The 17,887-nt window shown below is 58.8% G+C and carries 16 protein-coding genes, 1 tRNA gene and 1 pseudogene; 17 read left to right on the forward strand and 1 reads right to left on the reverse strand.

Translation table 11 applies throughout. The features are described 5' to 3' along the window. Positions 1-17: 17 nt before the first annotated feature. The 6 genes and pseudogenes from WC529_05025 (at position 18) to rdgB (ending at position 4,898) form a co-directional block, all read left to right on the forward strand. Complete coding sequence (locus WC529_05025; protein ID MFA5113642.1) at positions 18-440, forward strand: hypothetical protein; 423 nt, start codon at positions 18-20, stop codon at positions 438-440. 17 nt (positions 441-457) lie between these two features. Continuing rightward, positions 458-877, forward strand: a complete 420-nt coding sequence (locus tag WC529_05030) for a hypothetical protein (protein ID MFA5113643.1) — start codon at positions 458-460, stop codon at positions 875-877. Positions 878-902: 25 nt separating this feature from the next. Continuing rightward, positions 903-1,067: pseudogene (locus WC529_05035) on the forward strand (prepilin-type N-terminal cleavage/methylation domain-containing protein). Positions 1,068-1,391: 324 nt separating this feature from the next. Then, complete coding sequence (gene recJ / locus WC529_05040) at positions 1,392-3,062, forward strand: single-stranded-DNA-specific exonuclease RecJ (GenBank protein ID MFA5113644.1); 1,671 nt, start codon at positions 1,392-1,394, stop codon at positions 3,060-3,062. Then, positions 3,059-4,345 (forward strand): phosphoribosylamine--glycine ligase, encoded by a 1,287-nt coding sequence (gene purD, locus WC529_05045; protein ID MFA5113645.1) that lies wholly within the window; start codon positions 3,059-3,061, stop codon positions 4,343-4,345. Before recJ ends, purD begins: the two co-directional genes overlap by 4 nt. Next, positions 4,335-4,898 carry an RdgB/HAM1 family non-canonical purine NTP pyrophosphatase gene (rdgB, locus tag WC529_05050; protein MFA5113646.1) on the forward strand — a complete coding sequence of 188 codons (564 nt, stop codon included), beginning with the start codon at positions 4,335-4,337 and terminating at the stop codon, positions 4,896-4,898. Before purD ends, rdgB begins: the two co-directional genes overlap by 11 nt. A gap of 4 nt (positions 4,899-4,902) precedes the next feature. Here the strand turns inward: rdgB and WC529_05055 are convergent. Beyond that, a tRNA-Arg gene (locus WC529_05055) sits at positions 4,903-4,977 on the reverse strand. Positions 4,978-5,015: 38 nt separating this feature from the next. Here WC529_05055 and WC529_05060 point away from each other — a divergent pair. From WC529_05060 to purH, 11 genes are all read left to right on the forward strand, one after another. Next, positions 5,016-6,476 carry a saccharopine dehydrogenase C-terminal domain-containing protein gene (locus WC529_05060; GenBank protein ID MFA5113647.1) on the forward strand — a complete coding sequence of 487 codons (1,461 nt, stop codon included), beginning with the start codon at positions 5,016-5,018 and terminating at the stop codon, positions 6,474-6,476. 4 nt (positions 6,477-6,480) lie between these two features. Continuing rightward, positions 6,481-7,620 carry a type III PLP-dependent enzyme gene (locus WC529_05065; GenBank protein MFA5113648.1) on the forward strand — a complete coding sequence of 380 codons (1,140 nt, stop codon included), beginning with the start codon at positions 6,481-6,483 and terminating at the stop codon, positions 7,618-7,620. After that, positions 7,613-9,319, forward strand: coding sequence for a YgiQ family radical SAM protein (locus tag WC529_05070; GenBank protein MFA5113649.1), 1,707 nt, complete (start codon positions 7,613-7,615; stop codon positions 9,317-9,319). The genes WC529_05065 and WC529_05070 overlap by 8 nt, the downstream gene beginning before the upstream one ends. 26 nt (positions 9,320-9,345) lie before the next feature. Next, the gene (locus tag WC529_05075; protein ID MFA5113650.1) at positions 9,346-9,951 is read left to right on the forward strand and encodes a hypothetical protein; all 606 of its coding nucleotides are present in this window, start codon (positions 9,346-9,348) and stop codon (positions 9,949-9,951) included. A 103-nt stretch (positions 9,952-10,054) separates the two neighbouring features. After that, positions 10,055-11,743 (forward strand): proline--tRNA ligase, encoded by a 1,689-nt coding sequence (locus tag WC529_05080; GenBank protein MFA5113651.1) that lies wholly within the window; start codon positions 10,055-10,057, stop codon positions 11,741-11,743. Between the two features lie 4 nt (positions 11,744-11,747). Next, on the forward strand, positions 11,748-13,052 hold the full coding sequence (locus WC529_05085) for an amidophosphoribosyltransferase (GenBank protein MFA5113652.1): 1,305 nt from the start codon (positions 11,748-11,750) through the stop codon (positions 13,050-13,052). Then, positions 13,049-14,437, forward strand: coding sequence for an amidophosphoribosyltransferase (purF, locus tag WC529_05090; GenBank protein ID MFA5113653.1), 1,389 nt, complete (start codon positions 13,049-13,051; stop codon positions 14,435-14,437). The genes WC529_05085 and purF overlap by 4 nt, the downstream gene beginning before the upstream one ends. A 61-nt stretch (positions 14,438-14,498) precedes the next feature. After that, positions 14,499-14,645, forward strand: coding sequence for a hypothetical protein (locus WC529_05095; GenBank protein ID MFA5113654.1), 147 nt, complete (start codon positions 14,499-14,501; stop codon positions 14,643-14,645). 32 nt (positions 14,646-14,677) lie between these two features. Then, positions 14,678-15,661: a phosphoribosylformylglycinamidine cyclo-ligase gene (purM, locus tag WC529_05100; GenBank protein MFA5113655.1), complete on the forward strand. Its 984-nt coding sequence runs from the start codon at positions 14,678-14,680 to the stop codon at positions 15,659-15,661. Next, positions 15,661-16,263, forward strand: a complete 603-nt coding sequence (purN, locus tag WC529_05105; protein ID MFA5113656.1) for a phosphoribosylglycinamide formyltransferase — start codon at positions 15,661-15,663, stop codon at positions 16,261-16,263. Before purM ends, purN begins: the two co-directional genes overlap by 1 nt. Beyond that, positions 16,260-17,828 (forward strand): bifunctional phosphoribosylaminoimidazolecarboxamide formyltransferase/IMP cyclohydrolase, encoded by a 1,569-nt coding sequence (gene purH / locus WC529_05110; protein ID MFA5113657.1) that lies wholly within the window; start codon positions 16,260-16,262, stop codon positions 17,826-17,828. Before purN ends, purH begins: the two co-directional genes overlap by 4 nt. The last annotated feature ends 59 nt before the right edge of the window (positions 17,829-17,887 follow it).

Consider the following 17,887-nt stretch of genomic DNA (forward strand, 5'->3'; position numbering starts at 1 on the left):
TTGAAAGGAGCAAAATGATGGAATGGTTAATTACCGCCGGCATCGTTAGTTTATTGACCGGGATCTTGCTCGTTTTCTCCAGCGATACATTGCAAAAGATCGGCGAGGTCCTCAATAAGCCGATCGCCAGCATCGACGGCGCGGTCATGGGGATCAGGCTCCCGGCCGGGATCGCTTTGGTCATTGTCGGCGGCTGGATAATTTCGGTCGCTTTCGGTTATACCTCGCTGTGGTACCTGCACCTGATCGGCGCCCTGATCCTCTTTTTCGGCCTGTTGTACCTTTTCCTGCCGCAATGGCTGGGGATCGTCTCCCGGGTCGCCGACCAGCTGCTCCTGTCGACCGATGAGCTGGTGCTGGGCACGCGCAAGAGCTTTGGGGTGGTGCTGATCGTCGTAGCGATCTACATCTTTTATTCGGCCTATCTGTCGGTCAGATAAGCTAGGGGAGGCAAAAGATGGAATATTTATGGGTCTGTGGTCTTACCAGTCTGGTCTTCGGTCTGTTGCTGCTGCTCAATCCGTCGGTCCTCGGAACGCTCGGCTCGGTCCTCAATAAAGTCCTCTTTACGGTCAACGGCTGGACCTTCAATTACCGGGTCTGGATCGGCCTTGGCTTACTGGCGATCGGCGCCTGGATGATGTATGTCGGGCTCAGCTATCCCGACCCGTACATCACCGCCGCCTGGGTGGTTACGATCACTTTCGGCCTGCTTTTTCTGGTCCTGCCGAACTGGCTTAAGTGGCTGTCGAGCGTGTCGAACATCATGCTTTTATCCACGGACGAGCTGGTCATGGGGGCGCGCCGGCTCATCGGCGTGCTGATGCTGATCATCAGCCTGTACATATTCTACGGCATTTTCTACGCGATCAAATAAAGTAAAAAAGGAGGTGAGATTTTAGATGAAACGCGGTTTTACTCTTATCGAATTGGTTATGGTTATCGTGATCCTGGGTATCTTGGCGGCGACCGCTCTTCCGAGGTTCATTGACCTCTCCGCTAAAGCCAAGGAAAACGCGGCTAAAGGTTCGCTGGGCGCCATCCGGGCGGCTGTGGCGATCACTTACGCCAGCAACGCGGCCTACGGCAATGCCAGCGCTCCGGCTGCTTTGTCGGCAGGGATGTTCCATGACGGTGCTGTTCCGACCGAACCGTATTCCGGCTCCAGCGCTGTCACCAGCGTGACCAGTGTGGAAGGGATCGGTGCCGGCTCCGGTTGGGCGTATGATTCCGTCAATGGTCGTGTCTGGATCAACAACTCGGCCTATACTGACTACTAATTATTAGTGGATCTGTTTTAGACAAAGGCCCCGGCGCAAGCCGGGGCCTTTTCTTTTGGCCGCCAGGGGACAATTTGAAAGGGGCCCGGATTTAAGTTATACTGCCACTTCATGAAAAAATGGCTGATCAATCTGCCCGCCGATCCCGGCGCCCCCTTGCTGGACAGGATCCTAGCCAGCCGCGGGATCATTACTCCGGACGATCGGGAAAAATTCCTTAATCCCAAGCTTGCCCAGCTGCGCGACCCGCTGGAGATCCCCAATATTCAGGCGGCCGCCCACAGGATAATGCAGGCCAAAGAGCGCGGCGAAAAAACGGTCGTTTACGGCGATTATGACGTGGATGGCGTGACCGGCACGGCGATCCTGATCTCGACCCTGAAGCACCTCGGGCTCAGCGTTACATATTATATACCCCACCGCTACGGTGAGGGCTACAGCCTATCCCCGGAATCGGTCAAAAAATTAGCGGCCGAAGGGGTAAAATTGATCGTGACCGTTGATTGCGGCATTGCCAGCGCCGCAGAGATCGCGCTGGCGGCCGAACTGGGGATGACGGTCGTGGTGACCGATCACCATAACCTGCCGGAACGGCTGCCGCCGGCCGCCGCCATCGTCAACCCGAAAATGATCGTCGGCGACCATCCGTCGAAATATCTCTCCGGGGCTGGCGTCGCCTTCAAGGTCGCCTGGGTCCTGCTCCGCTTAGCCGGCGAAAAGGACAGCGTTTTTCTGACCTCGCTCCTGGACCTGGCGGCGCTGGGGACGTTCTCCGACGTCGTGCCGCTGACCGCGGAGAACCGGATCCTGGCGGTCGGCGGCCTGCGGCTGATCAACGAGCGCAAACGGCTCGGCCTTAAGCTGCTGGCTGAGGCGGCCTCCCTGAAAGGGACGATCGACGCCGACCGCGTCTACTTCGCGCTAGCCCCCCGGCTGAACGCCGCCGGCCGGCTCGAACACGCGTCCAAGGCGGTCGAGCTCCTGCTGACGGATGACCCGAGCAAAGGGAAGGAGATGGCGCAGGAACTGAACCGGATCAACTCGCGGCGCCAGGACATCGGCGCGGCGATCAAGGACGAGGTCTTCGCCCAGCTAAGCGACGATTACCTGGCCGCGCACCGGTTAATCGTTCTGGCCGGCGAGAACTGGCACCCGGGAGTGATCGGGATCGTCGCTTCGCAGATCGTCGATCGCTACGGTAAGCCGGCCATTTTGATCGGGATCAACGAAGGGGTGGGGCGCGGCTCCGCCCGCTCGGTCGCCGGCTTTAATATTTACGCGATCCTCGATTCGTGCCGCGACTTGTTCCTTGATTTCGGCGGGCACGAAGGGGCGGCCGGGTTTGAGATCGAGCCGGCGCGGGTCCCGGAGCTGCAGCAGCGGCTTGGCGAGCAGCTGGCCAAGAACATCGATCCGGAGAGCATGGTCCCCAAGCTGGAGCTGGACGCGCAGATCGACCCGCAGGAGATCTCGCTGGCGCTGATCCGGGAACTGGCGAAGCTGGCGCCGTTCGGCGAGGGGAACCCGTCGCCGCTTTTCATGATCGGCGGCCTAGCGCTGGCGGAGCTCAAAACGGTGGGCAAAGAAGGGAAGCATCTCAAGGCGTGGTTCGGCAGTAACGGTATCCGGCTGGAGACGATCGGCTTCGGTTTTGGCGCGCTGGCCGATAAATTGGACTATAATAAAGAGTATGACCTGGCCGTTAACCTGGAAGCCAATGAATACAACGGCTTTGAATCGGTCCAGCTGTCGTTAGTCGACATCAGGGAGGCAGCGAAATGAAAGTTTTAGTCGTCGGGTCGGGGGGGCGCGAGCACGCCCTGGTCTGGAAGATCGCGCAAAGCCCGAAAGTGGACAAGCTCTTTTGCGCGCCGGGGAACGCCGGGACAGCCGGCCTGGCGGAAAATGTTCCGCTCAAGGCGGAAGATCTCCCGGGTTTATTAAAGTTCGCCCGCGAGAACAAGGTTGACCTGACGGTCATCGGTCCGGAAGTACCGCTGTGCGCCGGGATCGTTAATTTATTCGAACAGAACGGCCTGCGGGCTTTCGGCCCGCGGCAAGAGGCGGCCCGGATCGAAGGGAGCAAGGTTTTTTCCAAGGAATTCATGATCAAATACGAGATCCCGACCGCGCAGGCGGGGATCTTTAGCGACCCCGGCAAGGCCAAAGCGTATATCGAAGAGGTCGGCGCCCCGATCGTCGTCAAGGCCGACGGTCTGGCGGCCGGCAAGGGAGTGGTAGTCTGCCAGACGAAGCAAGAGGCGCTGGAGGCCGTTGACCTGATCATGGGGGCCAGGGAATTCGGCAGCGCCGGCGACAAGGTCATTATCGAAGAATGCCTGGCCGGCGAAGAAGCGTCGATCATCGCTTTTACCGACGGCAAGTCCGTTATCCCGCTCGCTTCGTCGCAGGATCACAAACGGGTCTTCGACGGCGACCAGGGGCCGAACACCGGCGGCATGGGGGCTTACTCGCCGGCGCCGATCGTGACCGACCGCTTAATGGAACAGATCAACCTGGACGTCCTCAAGCCGTTCGTCGCCGGGATGCGGCAGGAAGGGATCAAATACCAGGGGGTCATTTACGCCGGGATCATGGTGACGAAAAAAGGTCCGCTGGTGCTGGAGTTCAACGCCCGGTTCGGCGACCCGGAGACCCAGCCGATCATGATGCGGATGAAAAGCGACATTATCCCGATCCTGGAAGCGATCATCGACGAAAAGCTCGACGACCGCTTGATCGAATGGGACGAGCGGGCGGCGGTTTGCGTCGTTCTGGCGGCAGGCGGGTACCCGGGCAAGTACGAAAAAGGGATCCCGCTCAAGGGGTTGGACCGGATCGATCAGCTGGACAACGTGATGGTGTTCCACGCCGGGACGTCGACAGTCGCGGGTCACGAGTCGCGGGTTGTTACTGCCGGAGGCCGCGTGTTGGGTGTCACGGCGCTCGGCGGCTCGATCAAGTTCGCGATCGATAAAGCTTATCAGGCCGTCAATTTAATAAAGTTCAAGGGGATGCATTACCGCAAGGATATCGGCAAGAAAGCGCTGAAGTATGAGCGTTAAACTGCTCGTGGCGACGACGAACAAGCATAAGCTCCGCGAGATCAAGCGCGTCCTCAAGGGATACAGCGTCACGGGTCGCGGGTCGCGGGTCAGGGAGAACGGTCAGACTTTTGAAGCCAACGCGATCAAGAAGGTCAAGGCGCTAAAGTTAAAGGACAATGAGATCGGGCTCGCGGATGATTCGGGATTAATGGTCAACAGCTTAAAGGGAAAACCAGGCGTAAAGTCGGCCCGTTTTGCTTCTCCTCCCACACCGGAAAACCTTTGCCGCAAGCTCTTGCGGGTAATGCGGAATGCGGCAGTCGGAATGCGGGGGGCGAAGTTCGTTTGCGTCATTGCTGTTGCCTGGCCGTCGGGCAAGGTTAGGACGGTCAAGGGCGTGGTCAACGGGCGGATCGTCCGCGAAATGCGGGGGACGCAAGGCTTTGGCTACGACCCGGTCTTCCGGCCGTGCGGTTACCAAAAAACTTTTGCGCAGATGTCCGCAGCGGGCAAGAACAGGATCAGCCACCGGGGCCGGGCGCTGCAAAAGCTGAAGGCGATCATTAAGTAAGATTTGCGCCCGGCAGGAGTCGAACCTGCTACCTATTGCTTCGAAGGCAATCGCTCTAATCCAGATGAGCTACGGGCGCGTTTGATATTATTATACTCTATGTGTTAGAATAAAATCATGAAAAAACATGTTAAGTTCGGCGGCAAGATCCTGATCATCGGCTGCGGGTCGGTGTCGCAGTGCGCGATCCCAATAGTGTTACAGCAGATCGATGTCCCGGCCAGGAACGTCACGATCATGGATTTCGTCGACAACCGCAAGCGGGTCGCCAGTTCGCTGAAAAAAGGGGTCAAGTACGTTAACGACCGGGTCACCGAGAAGAACTACCAGAAACTGCTGGCCAAATACGTCGGCCCGGGCGACCTGATCATCGACCTGGCCTGGAACATCGACTGCCGCGCCATCACCACCTGGTGCCGCGAGAACCAGGTCCTGTATACCAACACTTCGGTCGAGGAGTGGGACCCCTATAAGGACGAACAGCGGAACGACCCGACCAAATATACCCTCTACGCCCGCCACATGGAGATCCGCGACATGATCAAGAACGTCTGGAAAGACAACAACGGGACGACCGCGGTCGTCGACCACGGCGCCAATCCGGGGCTTGTTTCCCACTTCACCAAGCATGCCCTGATCGGCATCGCGAGCAAGATCATCGACGAGAAGCCGAAAGATAAAAGGGTGCCGGAGTTAAAGGACCAGCTGGCAGCCAAGAATTTTGCCAAACTGGCGCAGTTGACCGGGACCAAGGTCATTCATATCTCCGAGCGCGATACTCAGATCACCGACGAGCCGAAAAAGGTCAATGAGTTCGTCAATACCTGGTCGATCGAAGGTTTTTACGAAGAGGGTGTCGCCCCGGCGGAACTCGGGTGGGGGACGCACGAGAAATATGTGCCGGAAGGGGCGTTCTTCCACGAGACCGGCCCGCGCAACCAGATCTGCCTCCGTTCGCTCGGCATGCGGACCTGGGTCCGCTCCTGGGTGCCGCAGGGCGAGATCACCGGCATGGTCATCCGCCACGGCGAAGCGTTCAGCATTTCCGATCGGCTGACGGTCTGGGAGAACGGCAAAGCCGTTTACCGGCCGACCGTCCACTATGCTTACTGCCCGTCGGATGTCGCCATCAATTCGCTGCGCGAACTGGAGATGCGCCAGTACCAGATGCAGCCGAAAATGCGGATCATGGCCGACGAGATCATCGACGGTGAAGACCAGCTCGGCGTCCTGCTGATGGGCCACGACTTTAAGTCGTGGTGGTGCGGCAGCCTGCTCGATATCCACACCTCGCGCAAACTGGTCCCGCACCAGCAGGCGACGACGATGCAGGTAGCTTGCTCGGTCGTGGCCGCCGCGATCTGGATGATCAAGAACCCGCGGCGCGGTTTCCTGCTGCCGGACGATCTCGATCACGAAGAGATCCTCAAAGTTGCCATGCCGTATATCAAACCATTTGTTTCCAAGGCGGTCGACTGGACGCCGCTCAAGAACCTGAACACCAAGTTCACCAAGTTCGACATGGCGCTCCCCAAGGAAGAGGACGTCTGGCAGTTCGGTTCTTTCCTGGTAAAGTGATTTGTTGACGTTAGCCAAACTGAAGAAGCTGGCCGGGAAAGAGGGGACGCCGCTCTTGATCATCGACCACGACGTGATCAGGGCGAATTACGAGCGCCTGCGCAAGCACCTGCCGCGCGTCGGCCTTTATTTCGCGATCAAAGCGAACCCCGAGCCGCAGATCATCCAGACCCTTTATCCGCTCAACAGCGGCTTTGACGTCGCCTCGCTGCAGGAGTACGAAGCGGTCCTGGCCAACGTACCGGCCAAGGCGCTGCGCGGCCACAAACGGAACGCTTTTATCTGGGACAAGATCATCGTCGCCAACACGATCAAGCCGATCGCCACGCTCCGGCAGATCACCGGCTATAACACGCTGATGACGTTCGATAACCCGGACGAGTTGACCAAGATCAAGGAGCATTGCCCCGATGCCGGCCTGGTCTGCCGCCTTAGGGTCCAGAACGTCGGCTCGGTCGTGGAACTGTCGAGCAAGTTCGGCGTGGAGCCGGGGGACGCGGCGAACCTGATCGAAAAAGCGTTCAACCTGGGCCTGACCGTCGAGGGCTTAAGCTTCCACGTCGGCAGCCAGTGCTGCAACATCGATAATTATCTCAACGCCCTGGAAGCGTCCGCCCAGATCTTTAAGGAGGTCGGCAAGCGCGGCTTTAAGATGCGCCTCTTGAACATCGGCGGCGGTTTTCCCGTTCCCTACGACGGCAACGTGCCCGACTTTGCGGGGCTGGCCAAGAAACTGCGCCGGGAGATCGACCGGCTCTTCCCGAAAAAGATCGAGGTGGTGGCCGAGCCGGGGCGTTTCCTGGTCGCCACCGCGGCGACGCTGGTCGTGGAAGTGGTCGGCAAGTCGTTCCGCGACGATAAATGGGTCTACTACGTCAACGACGGCGTTTACGGCACGCTGTCCGGCGTGATCTTTGACCATATCCAGTACCACTTTACCGCCTTCAAGCGGGGAGAGCAGAAGTTGAGCGCGGTCGTCGGCCCGACCTGCGACGCGCTGGACACCGTTTCGACCGCCGAGATGCTGCCGGAACTGAACATCGGCGACCTGCTTTACGTCAAGAACTGCGGCGCCTACACCAACGGGTCGGCTACCACGTTCAACGGTTTCCCCAAGGCGAAGATCCTCAATATCAATGCCTAAATTCCTGCCGGTCAGTAAGGAGGAATTCGGCGGCCAGCTCGACGTCATCATCGTTACCGGCGACGCTTATATCGACCATCCTTCGTTCGGCCCGGTCCTGATCGCCCGCTACCTGGAGGCGCACGGCTTCAGCGTCGGGCTCATTGCCCAGCCGGACTGGACCAAGGACGCAGACTTCTTAAAGCTGGGAAAACCCCGTTTGTTCTTCGGTGTTTCGGCCGGCAACCTCGATTCAATGGTGGCGAACTACACTGCCGACAAGAAAGTCCGCCGGACCGACATGTACACGCCCGGCAATGTCGGCGGTAAACGGCCCGACCGAGCGACTATTGTCTACACCAATAAGCTCAAAGCGCTTTTCCCTGGCGTCCCTGTCGTCTTGGGCGGAGTGGAGGCGAGCTTAAGGCGCTTTGCTCATTATGATTACTGGGATGATAAGGTGCGCAGGCCGCTCTTGTTCGACGCGAAAGCGGACTACTTGGTCTATGGAATGGGCGAAAAAGGGATATTAGGCATTGCCAAGGGGGAGAAGGCCGGCAACACCGCCATTATCGAAAAGGATATATCAGGATATCCGGATGCTTTAGTTTTGCCCAGCTATGAAGAAGCGGCGGCGGATAAGAAGAAGTATGCCGAGGCGTTCAAGTTATTATACACGGAAGGGCGGAAGAAGAAGCCGCGGACGATCATCCAGCCGTGCCAGGGGCGGTATGTCGTCGTCTTCCCGCCGGAAAACCTGAGCGCCAAAGAGCTGGACGATCTGTTTTCCCTGCCTTTTGCCCGCGCTCCGCATCCTGCTTACAAAGAACCGATCCCTGCCTGGGATTTTGTCCGTTTCTCGACGGTTTCCCACCGCGGCTGCTTTGGCGGCTGCTCGTTCTGCGCCATCTCCCAGCACCAGGGGAAATACATTACCAGCCGGAGCCTCGGCTCGATCAAAAAGGAGATCGGCGCTACGATGCTCAAAGACCCCGGCTTCAAGGGGAACATCCTTGACGTCGGCGGGCCGACGGCGAACATGTACGGGATGGAGTGTGCCAGGGCAGGGGGGTGCACCCGGGCTAGCTGTAATTATCCGACGGTCTGCAAGGATCTGAAAGTTTCGCTCAAACCGGCCATTGGTCTGCTCAAAGAGATCAGGAACATCCCCGGCGTGAAAAAGCTGTTCATCGGTTCCGGGATCAGGTACGACCTGGCGCTGCTCGACGACGAATATATGGAAGAGCTGGTCAAACACCACGTCAGCGGGCAGTTAAGCGTCGCCCCGGAGCACATTTGCGAAGAAGTGCTGCTGATGATGGGGAAGCCGAAGGCGGAAAAATTCCTGGAATTTAAAGAGCGCTTCGAGCAGTTAAGCCAAAAGCACGGCAAGAAACAGTTCATCGTCCCGTATTTTATCTCTTCCCACCCGGGATCGACGCTCAAGCATGCTCTGGAGTTGGCTTTATTTTTGAAGAAAAACAGGATCAGGGTCGAACAGGTGCAGAACTTTACCCCGACGCCGCTGACCGTCTCGACCTGCCTGTATTACACCGGCCTCGATCCGTTCACCGGCAAGACAGTCCATATTCCCAAGGGGGAAGAGCGCAGTTTTCAGAAAGCGCTCCTCCAGCCGCAGCTGGCCAAGAACTATCGTTTAGTGGCAAAAGCGTTGAAAATGCTTAAGCGGGAAGATTTGCTTAAGACCCTGACCAAGTGATAAAATTACCGTAAGAGGTGAGGGATATGGTTAAGAAAGCGAAAAAAACCAAGAAGGTCGCCCGGAAGGCGAAGCCGAAAAAGAGCAAGAAGATCGCCAGGAAAGCCAGAAGTAAGGCAAAGGCGAAGATGCCGGTTAAGTCGAAGGAAAAACTCCTGGGCTTGATCGACCACTACTTCGATAAGATCTCCGTCGCGGCGATCAGGGTCAAAGCGCCGTTCAAGGTCGGCGACGTCATCCACATCATGGGGCACACCACCAATTTTTACCAGCGGGTCGATTCGCTGCAGATCAACCGCCAGGAGATTGCGCGGGCCAAAAAAGGGGACGACGTCGGGCTGAAGATCAAAGATTTTGTCCGGGACACCGACAAGGTTTACCTCGGTTCCGAGAAAGACCTGGCCGCCCAGCCGCGGACCTCGGGGATCATGATCAGCAAGCCGACCGGACCGAAAAAGCCGATCTACCAGACCTCGATCTTCAAACAGGAAGAAAAAACGTTGTACAAACCGGCGCCGAAGCCGGTCGTCCAGCCGCAGCAGCCGATAACCGCGGCTCCGCCGCCCCCGCCGCCGCCTAAAAAACCGGATAAACCGGACCCGTATTCGAACACGCGGTTCTTTAATTTTTAGCGTATTTAGGCCAAAAAAGTAAAAACGGTTGGGGCTTGAAATCTGCCGGTTTTTCCGCTATAATTACTCCTGTCAGATGGGGAGGGTGCTGAGCTAAATGAGAATGTCTCAGGTGGTGGCGCCGACGCTCCGGGAGGATCCGGCAGAGGCGGAGGTAGTTTCCCACAAATTAATGCTGCGCGGAGGATACATCCGCAAAGTAGCCGCTGGAGTCTACACATTTTTACCCCTCGGTTTCCGCGTCCTGAACAAGGTCGCCAACATTATCCGCGAAGAGCTGAACCGGGCCGGGGCCCAGGAAGTGCTGATGCCGACCCTCTTGCCGGCCGAGCTCTGGCAGGAGACCGGGCGCTGGAACATCTACGGCAAGGAACTTTTCCGCATCAAGGACCGCCATGACCGTGAGTTTTGCCTGGGTCCGACCCACGAAGAGTGCATTACCGACCTGGTCAGAAACATCGTTAAATCGTACAAGCAATTGCCGGTCAACCTATACCAGATCCAGACCAAATTCCGGGATGAAATTCGCCCCCGCTTCGGGTTAATGAGAGGCCGCGAATTCGTCATGAAAGACGCCTATTCGTTCCACACCAGCCAGGAATCGCTCGACCAAGAGTACCGGAACATGTACGACGCCTACTGCCGGATCTTCGACCGGCTCGGCCTTAAATACCGGGTCGTGGAGGCCGATTCCGGCCTGATCGGCGGCGGGTACTCCCAAGAGTTCATGGTCCTGGCCGAGACCGGCGAAGAGGAGATCTTCCATTGCTCGCATTGCGACTATTCCGCGAGCCGCGACTCGGCCGGCGTCGGGGAGTATAAAGCCCCAGGTACCAGGGGCCAAGTACCCGGGACCCAAGAGGTCGCGACGCCTAACGCCAGGACCGTGGAAGAAGTCAGCGCCTTTCTCAAGATCAAGCCGGCCCAGCTGATCAAGACGCTGATCTACGAGACGGAAAAAGGGCCGCTGGCGGCGCTGGTCCGCGGCGACCACGCCATTAATGAGGCCAAACTGAAGAAAGTCGCCGGGGTGGACGAGCTCCGCCTGGCGAACGCCGAAACGATCAAGAAAGTGACCGGCGCGCCGGTCGGTTTTGCCGGCCCGGTCGGTTTAAAAGGGGTCAGGATCGTGGCCGATAACGCGGTCGAATTGATCGCGGACGGCGCTTCCGGCGCTAACAAGGCCGACTACCACGTTGTGAACATTGTCTACGGCCGGGATTACAAGGCGGAAACGACCGGCGACCTCCGTTACGCGGTGCACGCCGATAAATGCCCGCGCTGCGCGGAGGGGAAGTTCGAGGTTTCCCGCGGGATCGAAGTCGGCCACATCTTCAAGCTGGGGACTAAATATTCCGACAAGATGCGCTGCGTTTATCTGGACGAGAACAACCAGGAAAAAGTGATGATCATGGGGTGCTACGGGATCGGCGTCAGCCGGACGGTGGCCGCCGCGATCGAGCAGAACCACGACAAGGACGGGATCATCTGGCCAATGCCGCTGGCCCCCTTCGAGGTCGCCGTGGTGCCGGCCAATACGGCGGAAAAAGAGCAGGTCGCGGTCGCGGAAAAGCTTTATCGCGACCTGGCGGCCGCCGGGTTCGCCGTCCTGCTCGACGACCGGGAAGACCGGCTCGGGGTCAAATTAAAAGATATTGACCTGATCGGCATCCCGTACAAAGTGATCATCGGCAAGGCGCTCAAGGAAGGTAAAGTGGAGATCAAGTCGCGGCGGACCGGCGAGACGGTCCTGACCGAACCGGCCGGCGTGGCGGCTAAGATAGGGAGATAAGCAAATGTGCGGTATTTTCGCGGTCTCGGCGGCTAAAGAAAATATTTTAGACGACCTTTTTCTGGGGACTTTTTACCTCCAGCACCGGGGGCAGCAGTATTGCGGCCTGTCCACCTACGCGGGCGACGGGATCAAGATCCGGACCCACCGCGGGCTGGTCCGGGCGACTTTTACCGACGACCTTGGCGGGCTGGAGGGGCGGATGGGGATCGGCCACGCGGCGCTCAAGGACCGGCAGCCGATCAAGCTTGATTCCAAGATGGGGGAGTTCACCATCTGCTTCGAGGGGAACATCATTAATCTGGCCGAGCTGACCGACGAATTGAAGAAACAGGGCCATTCGTTCTACACCACTTCCGACATCGAAGTGATCGCCAAGCTGATCGCCCAGGGGGACGATTTCGTTTCCGGGATCGAATATATGGCGGGGAAGATCCGCGGCGCCTACGCCCTGCTTATCCTCTCCCGCGGCAAGATCTACGCCGCCCGCGACAAGCACGGGTTCCGGCCGATGATCATCGGCCAGAAAGAGGGGGCGGTGGCGGTCACTTCGGAATCGTGCTCGTTCGTCAACCTCGGCTACAATATCGTCCGCGACGTCAAACCGGGCGAGATCCTGGAAATAGAGGACGGCGAGTTCAAGACGGTCAAGGTCCTCTCTTCCGACCTGATCCAGTACTGCACGTTCGAGTGGGTCTACACGGCCAACGTCGCCTCGACGATCGACGGAATGGCCGTCGATATCGCCCGGCGGAACCTGGGCGCTTGCCTGGCCCGGCGCTACCCGGTCAAGGCCGACATTGCCTGTGCCGTGCCCAATTCGGGGATTGGCCACGCGATCGGCTACTCCCAGGAATCGAAGATCCCGTTCGACAACGTTTTTATCAAGTACGATTACGCCAGCCGGAGCTACACCCAGCCGACCCAGGCGGAGCGCGACCGCGAGGCGAAGATCAAGCTGATCCCGGTCCCGGCCAAGATCGAAGGGCGAAAAGTGGTGATCTGCGACGATTCGATCGTCCGCGGCACGCAGATGAAGAACGACCTGGTCGTGAAACTGCGCAAGAACAAGGTCAAGGAGATCCACGCCATGATCGCCTGCCCGCCGCTCAGGGCGCCGTGCCTTTACGGGGTCGCCACCCGTTCCAAAAAGGAACTGGTCGCCCACGAAAAGACGGTGGAACAGCTGCGCGAATATATCGGGGTCGACGGCCTGGCCTATGCCACGCTGGAAGACCTGAGCCAGTCGATCGGCAAACCGCTGGAACAGCTCTGCACTTCCTGCTGGACGGACGTTTATCGCGTATGAAGGAATATTGCGGCGTCTTCGGGATCTATAATTTCGCGCCGGATTCGCCGGCCAAGTCGGTCTACTACGGGCTGTACGCCCTGCAGCACCGCGGCCAGGAATCGGCCGGGATCGCGGTCTCCGACGGCAAGGATATCGGCCACCACAAGGGGATGGGGCTGGTCAACCAGATCTTCAACGAAAAGAACCTCTCCGCGCTGAAAGGGACGCTGGCGATCGGCCACGTCCGCTATTCCACCACCGGTTCGTCGGTCATGGAGAACGCCCAGCCGATCGTGATCGATACCCGCTACGGCCCGATCGCGGTCGCCCACAACGGCAACCTGGTCAACGCGGACGACCTGCGGCAGCAGCTCAAGGACAAGGGGATCAGTTTCGTCGGCACGACCGATTCGGAAGTGATGGCGGCGCTGATCGCCACTTCCAAGAAACAGGAGCTCGAGGACGCCTTAGTCGACGCGCTCAAGCAGTGCAAGGGGGCGTTCGCCCTGCTGGTGATGACCCGTGACAAGCTGATCGCCGTGCGCGATCCGAACGGGATCAGGCCGCTTTGTCTCGGCCGGCTGGACAAATCGTACCTGGTCGCTTCCGAGACCTGCGCCCTCGACATGCTCGGCGCCCAGCACGTCCGCGACGTGGCCAACGGCGAGCTGATCGTGGTCGATCAGGACGGCGTCCGGTCGCGCACCTGGGAAATGGCGGAGCGGGAAGCGCTCTGCGTTTTCGAGTACATCTATTTCGCCCGGCCCGACAGCGTAATGCACGGGCGCAACATCTATGAAGCGCGCTACAACATGGGGAAATACCTGGCCAAAGAGCACCCGGTCGACGCCGACATGATCATGCCGGTGCCCGAGTCGGGCGTCCCGGCGGCGATCGGTTTTTCCGTCGAATCGAAGATCCCGTACGGCGAGGGGTTGATCAAGAACCGCTACATCGGCCGGACGTTCATCCAGCCGAGCCAGGAGATCAGGGACCTGGGGGTCAAGATCAAACTGAACCCGATCCGCGACGCGGTCCGCGGCAAGAAAGTCGTCGTGATCGACGACTCGATCGTGCGGGGGACCACTTCGCGCCAGATCGTCAAGCTGGTCCGGGAGGCGGGCGCCCGCGAGGTCCACATGCGGATCTCCTCGCCGCCGACGCTCAATTCCTGCTTTTACGGGATCGACACGCCGACCCGGGCGGAGCTGATCGCGGCGAACCTGTCGGTCGAAGGGATCCGGAAGTACCTGGAGGCGGACTCGCTCGGCTATCTTAGTTTAAAGAATTTGATCCGCTCGATCAGCCTGCCGAGCAAGAACCTGTGCCTGGCCTGTCTCAACAGCGAATACCCGGTCAAAGTGCCGGAGCGGATGGAATCATTAAAACTGTTCTTTAAGTAGGAGGTGACTGGTGATGGGGGATGCGTGTTTTCCGAAATGCGAGAAATGCGAAAAGGGCGTGTTGGTCCCGCTGTCCGATTTCAGCAATAACGCGGTCGCGATCAAGTACAAAGCGTGGGCCTGCACCAACAAGGATTGCCGGTTCTTTATCGTGCTGCGCGGCGGCGACGTTTATTACGGCACCGCGACGGCGGAGGCCGCCCGTTAAGGGGCGGGAAATCAGTTTGAAAGAGGTGAACAATGATCACATATAAACAAGCCGGCGTTGATATCGAGGCCGGATACGAGGTTGTCAAACGGATCAAGAAGGTCGCCAAGGGGATCGGCCTGTTCGGCGGGCTTTTTCCCTTCGGCAAATACTACCTGGTCGGCGCGACCGACGGGGTCGGGACCAAACTGAAGCTGGCGTTCATGCTCAACAAGCACCACACGGTCGGGATCGACCTGGTGGCGATGAACGTCGACGACGTGGTGGCGATGGGGGCCAAGCCGCTCTTTTTTCTCGATTACGTCGCTTTGCACAAGGTTGACCCGAACCTGGTGGAAAAACTGGTCAAGGGGATGGTGGAAGGCTGCAAGCAGGCGGACGTCGAGCTGGTCGGCGGCGAAACGGCCGAGCTCTCCGATCTGTACCAGAAAGGGGAGTACGACCTGGCCGGGTTCGCGGTCGGCATCGTGGAAAAGAGCAAGGTCATCAACGGAGCGAAGATCAGGGAGGGGGACAAGATCATCGGCCTGGCCTCTTCCGGTCTGCACAGCAACGGTTACACGCTGGCCCGCAAGGTCATTTTTGAGCAGGCGCAGATCCAGCCCAAGGACAAGCTCGACGGCTTTGACAAGCCGATCGGCGAAGAGCTGCTAACACCTACCCGGATCTACGCCGGGCTGCTCCTGGAAATGATCAAAAAGTTCAAGATCAAGGGGATCGCGCACATCACCGGCGGCGGCCTGCCGGAAAACCTGGGGCGGGTCATTCCGCCCAAGCGCCAGGCGGTGATCGAGCTCAATTCGTGGCCGATCCCGAAGATCTTCCGGCTGATCCAGCGGCTGGGGGACGTTGACCACGAGGAGATGTACAAGACGTTCAACATGGGGATCGGCATGGTCCTGGTGGTGGAGGCGAAACAGGCCGACCGGATCATGGCTTACCTTAAGAAGAAGAAAGAGACCGCTTACGTCATCGGCGAGATCGGCAAGGGGAACCGGGAAGTTATTATAATCTAATGCTCAAGCTGGGGGTTTTGATCTCGGGCAGAGGCTCGAACCTGCAGGCGATCATCGACGCTTGCGAGGCGGGGAAGATCCCGGCTAAAGTGGCGGTCGTCATCAGCAATAATCCCGACGCCGGCGGGCTGGAACGGGCGAAAAAACACAACATCCCGGCGGTCGTGATCGACAACCGCGACTTCCAGGATAAGAATACCTACGAGTTGGAGATCGTTAAGACCTTGAAAGAGCGCGAAGTCGGCCTGGTTTGCCTGGCCGGCTACATGAGGATCGTCGGTGAGGTGTTGCTGGAACATTTCCCGGAGCGGATCATCAACATTCACCCGTCGCTTTTACCGTCGTTCCCCGGCTTGCACGCCCAGCGGCAGGCGCTGGACCACGGCGTGACGGTGACCGGCTGCACCGTCCATTTTGTCGATTCCGGGTGTGATACCGGGCCGATCATCGTCCAGTCGGCAGTCCCGGTTAAGGAGAACGACACCGAAGAGACGCTCTCGGCCAGGATACTGGAACAGGAGCACCACATTTATCCGTTGGCTATTGAGTTTGTCGCCAAAGATAAACTTAAAATTGATGGCAGAAAGGTAAAACTAAAATGAAAAAGAAAACCGCGGAGAAAAGATACGCCCTGGTCTCGGTCTATGATAAAGCGGGCTTGGCGCCGTTCGCCAAGGAGCTGACCCGGCTCGGTTTCGACCTGGTCTCTTCGGGCGGCACGGCCAAGTTCCTCCACCAGCATAAGATCAAGGTGACGGAGGTCCAGAAGATCACCAAATACCCGCACATGTTCGACGGCCGGGTCAAGACCCTGCATCCGATGATCCACGGCGGGATCCTGTCGGACCGGACCAACAAAGCGCACCTGAAAGAGATCAAAAAGTACGGGATCAAGCCGTTCGACCTGGTCGTTTGCAATCTCTACCCCTTCGAAGCGGTCATTGCCAAAAAAGACTTTACCCACGCGGAGGCGATCGAGAACATCGATATCGGCGGGCCGGCGATGGTCCGCGCCGCGGCCAAGAACCACCAGAACGTGGCGATCGTCGTCGATCCGCATGATTACCAGGTTATCCTGGACGAATTGAAAGCGGCCGGCGGCATCTCTCTCGCGACCAGGGAGCGATTAGCCCTGAAAGCGTACGAGCACACCGCCCAGTACGACACGCTGATCGTCCGCTACCTGAAAGCGCGGGCCGGCGGGGAAGAGCGGTTCCCGCAGGAGATGGAAGTGCTGCTGGAAAAGATCCAGACGCTCCGTTACGGCGAGAACCCGCACCAGCAGGCGGCGCTCTACCGGGAACGGGGGGCGAAAGGCGAGGGCCGGGTGACGGAAGCCAAACAATTGCACGGCAAAGAGCTGTCGTTCAACAACATCGTCGACATGGACGCCGCCTGGAGCTGCGCCAATTATTTCGCCGATCCGACGGTCTGCATCGTTAAACATAACAACCCGTGCGGCGTCGCCAAGGCGGCCACGTTGGTGGAAGCGTACCAGCGCGCCCTGGAGTGCGATCCGGTCTCGGCCTACGGCGGGATCGTCGCGGCCAACCGGCGGATCGACGAGCTGACCGCCCGGGAAGTCGCCGCCCTGTTCGTGGAAGTGATCATCGCCCCTTCTTATACGCCCAAAGCGCTGGAGATCCTGAAGGCGAAACAGAACATCCGGATCATGGAGATGGGGGAGAGGTCGATCAATAAGCCGTTCAAGGGGCTGGATTACAAGCGGATCAGCGGCGGCGTGCTGGTCCAGGACCCGGATATCGCCCAACTTGGGATCAACGAGATCAAGGTGGTGACCAAGCGGGAACCGACCATGGCGGAGATGGAAGACCTCTTTTTTGCCTGGGGGGTCGCCAAGTTCGTCAAATCGAACACGATCGTTTACGTCAAGGACGGCCGCACCGTCGGGATCGGCGCCGGCCAGATGAGCCGGATCGACTCGGCGGAGATCGGCGTCAAGAAGTCGCAAGGGAAGGTCAAGGGCGCGGTCCTGGCGTCCGACGCCTTCTTCCCGTTCCCCGACGTGGTCGAGTTAGCCGCGAAGGTCGGCGTGACGGCGATCATCCAGCCGGGCGGCAGCAAGCGCGACCAGGCGTCGATCGACAAGGCGAACGAAGCGGGGATCGCCATGGTTTTTACCGGCCGCCGGCACTTTAGGCACTAGGGGATAGTTTATGAAATTGAGCAATTGGTCATTGGTCATTATTTGGTGCTTATTGCTTG

The sequence above is a fragment of the Candidatus Margulisiibacteriota bacterium genome (genome assembly GCA_041650855.1).
In the GTDB taxonomy this organism is placed as follows: domain Bacteria; phylum Margulisbacteria; class WOR-1; order O2-12-FULL-45-9; family XYB2-FULL-48-7; genus JALOPZ01.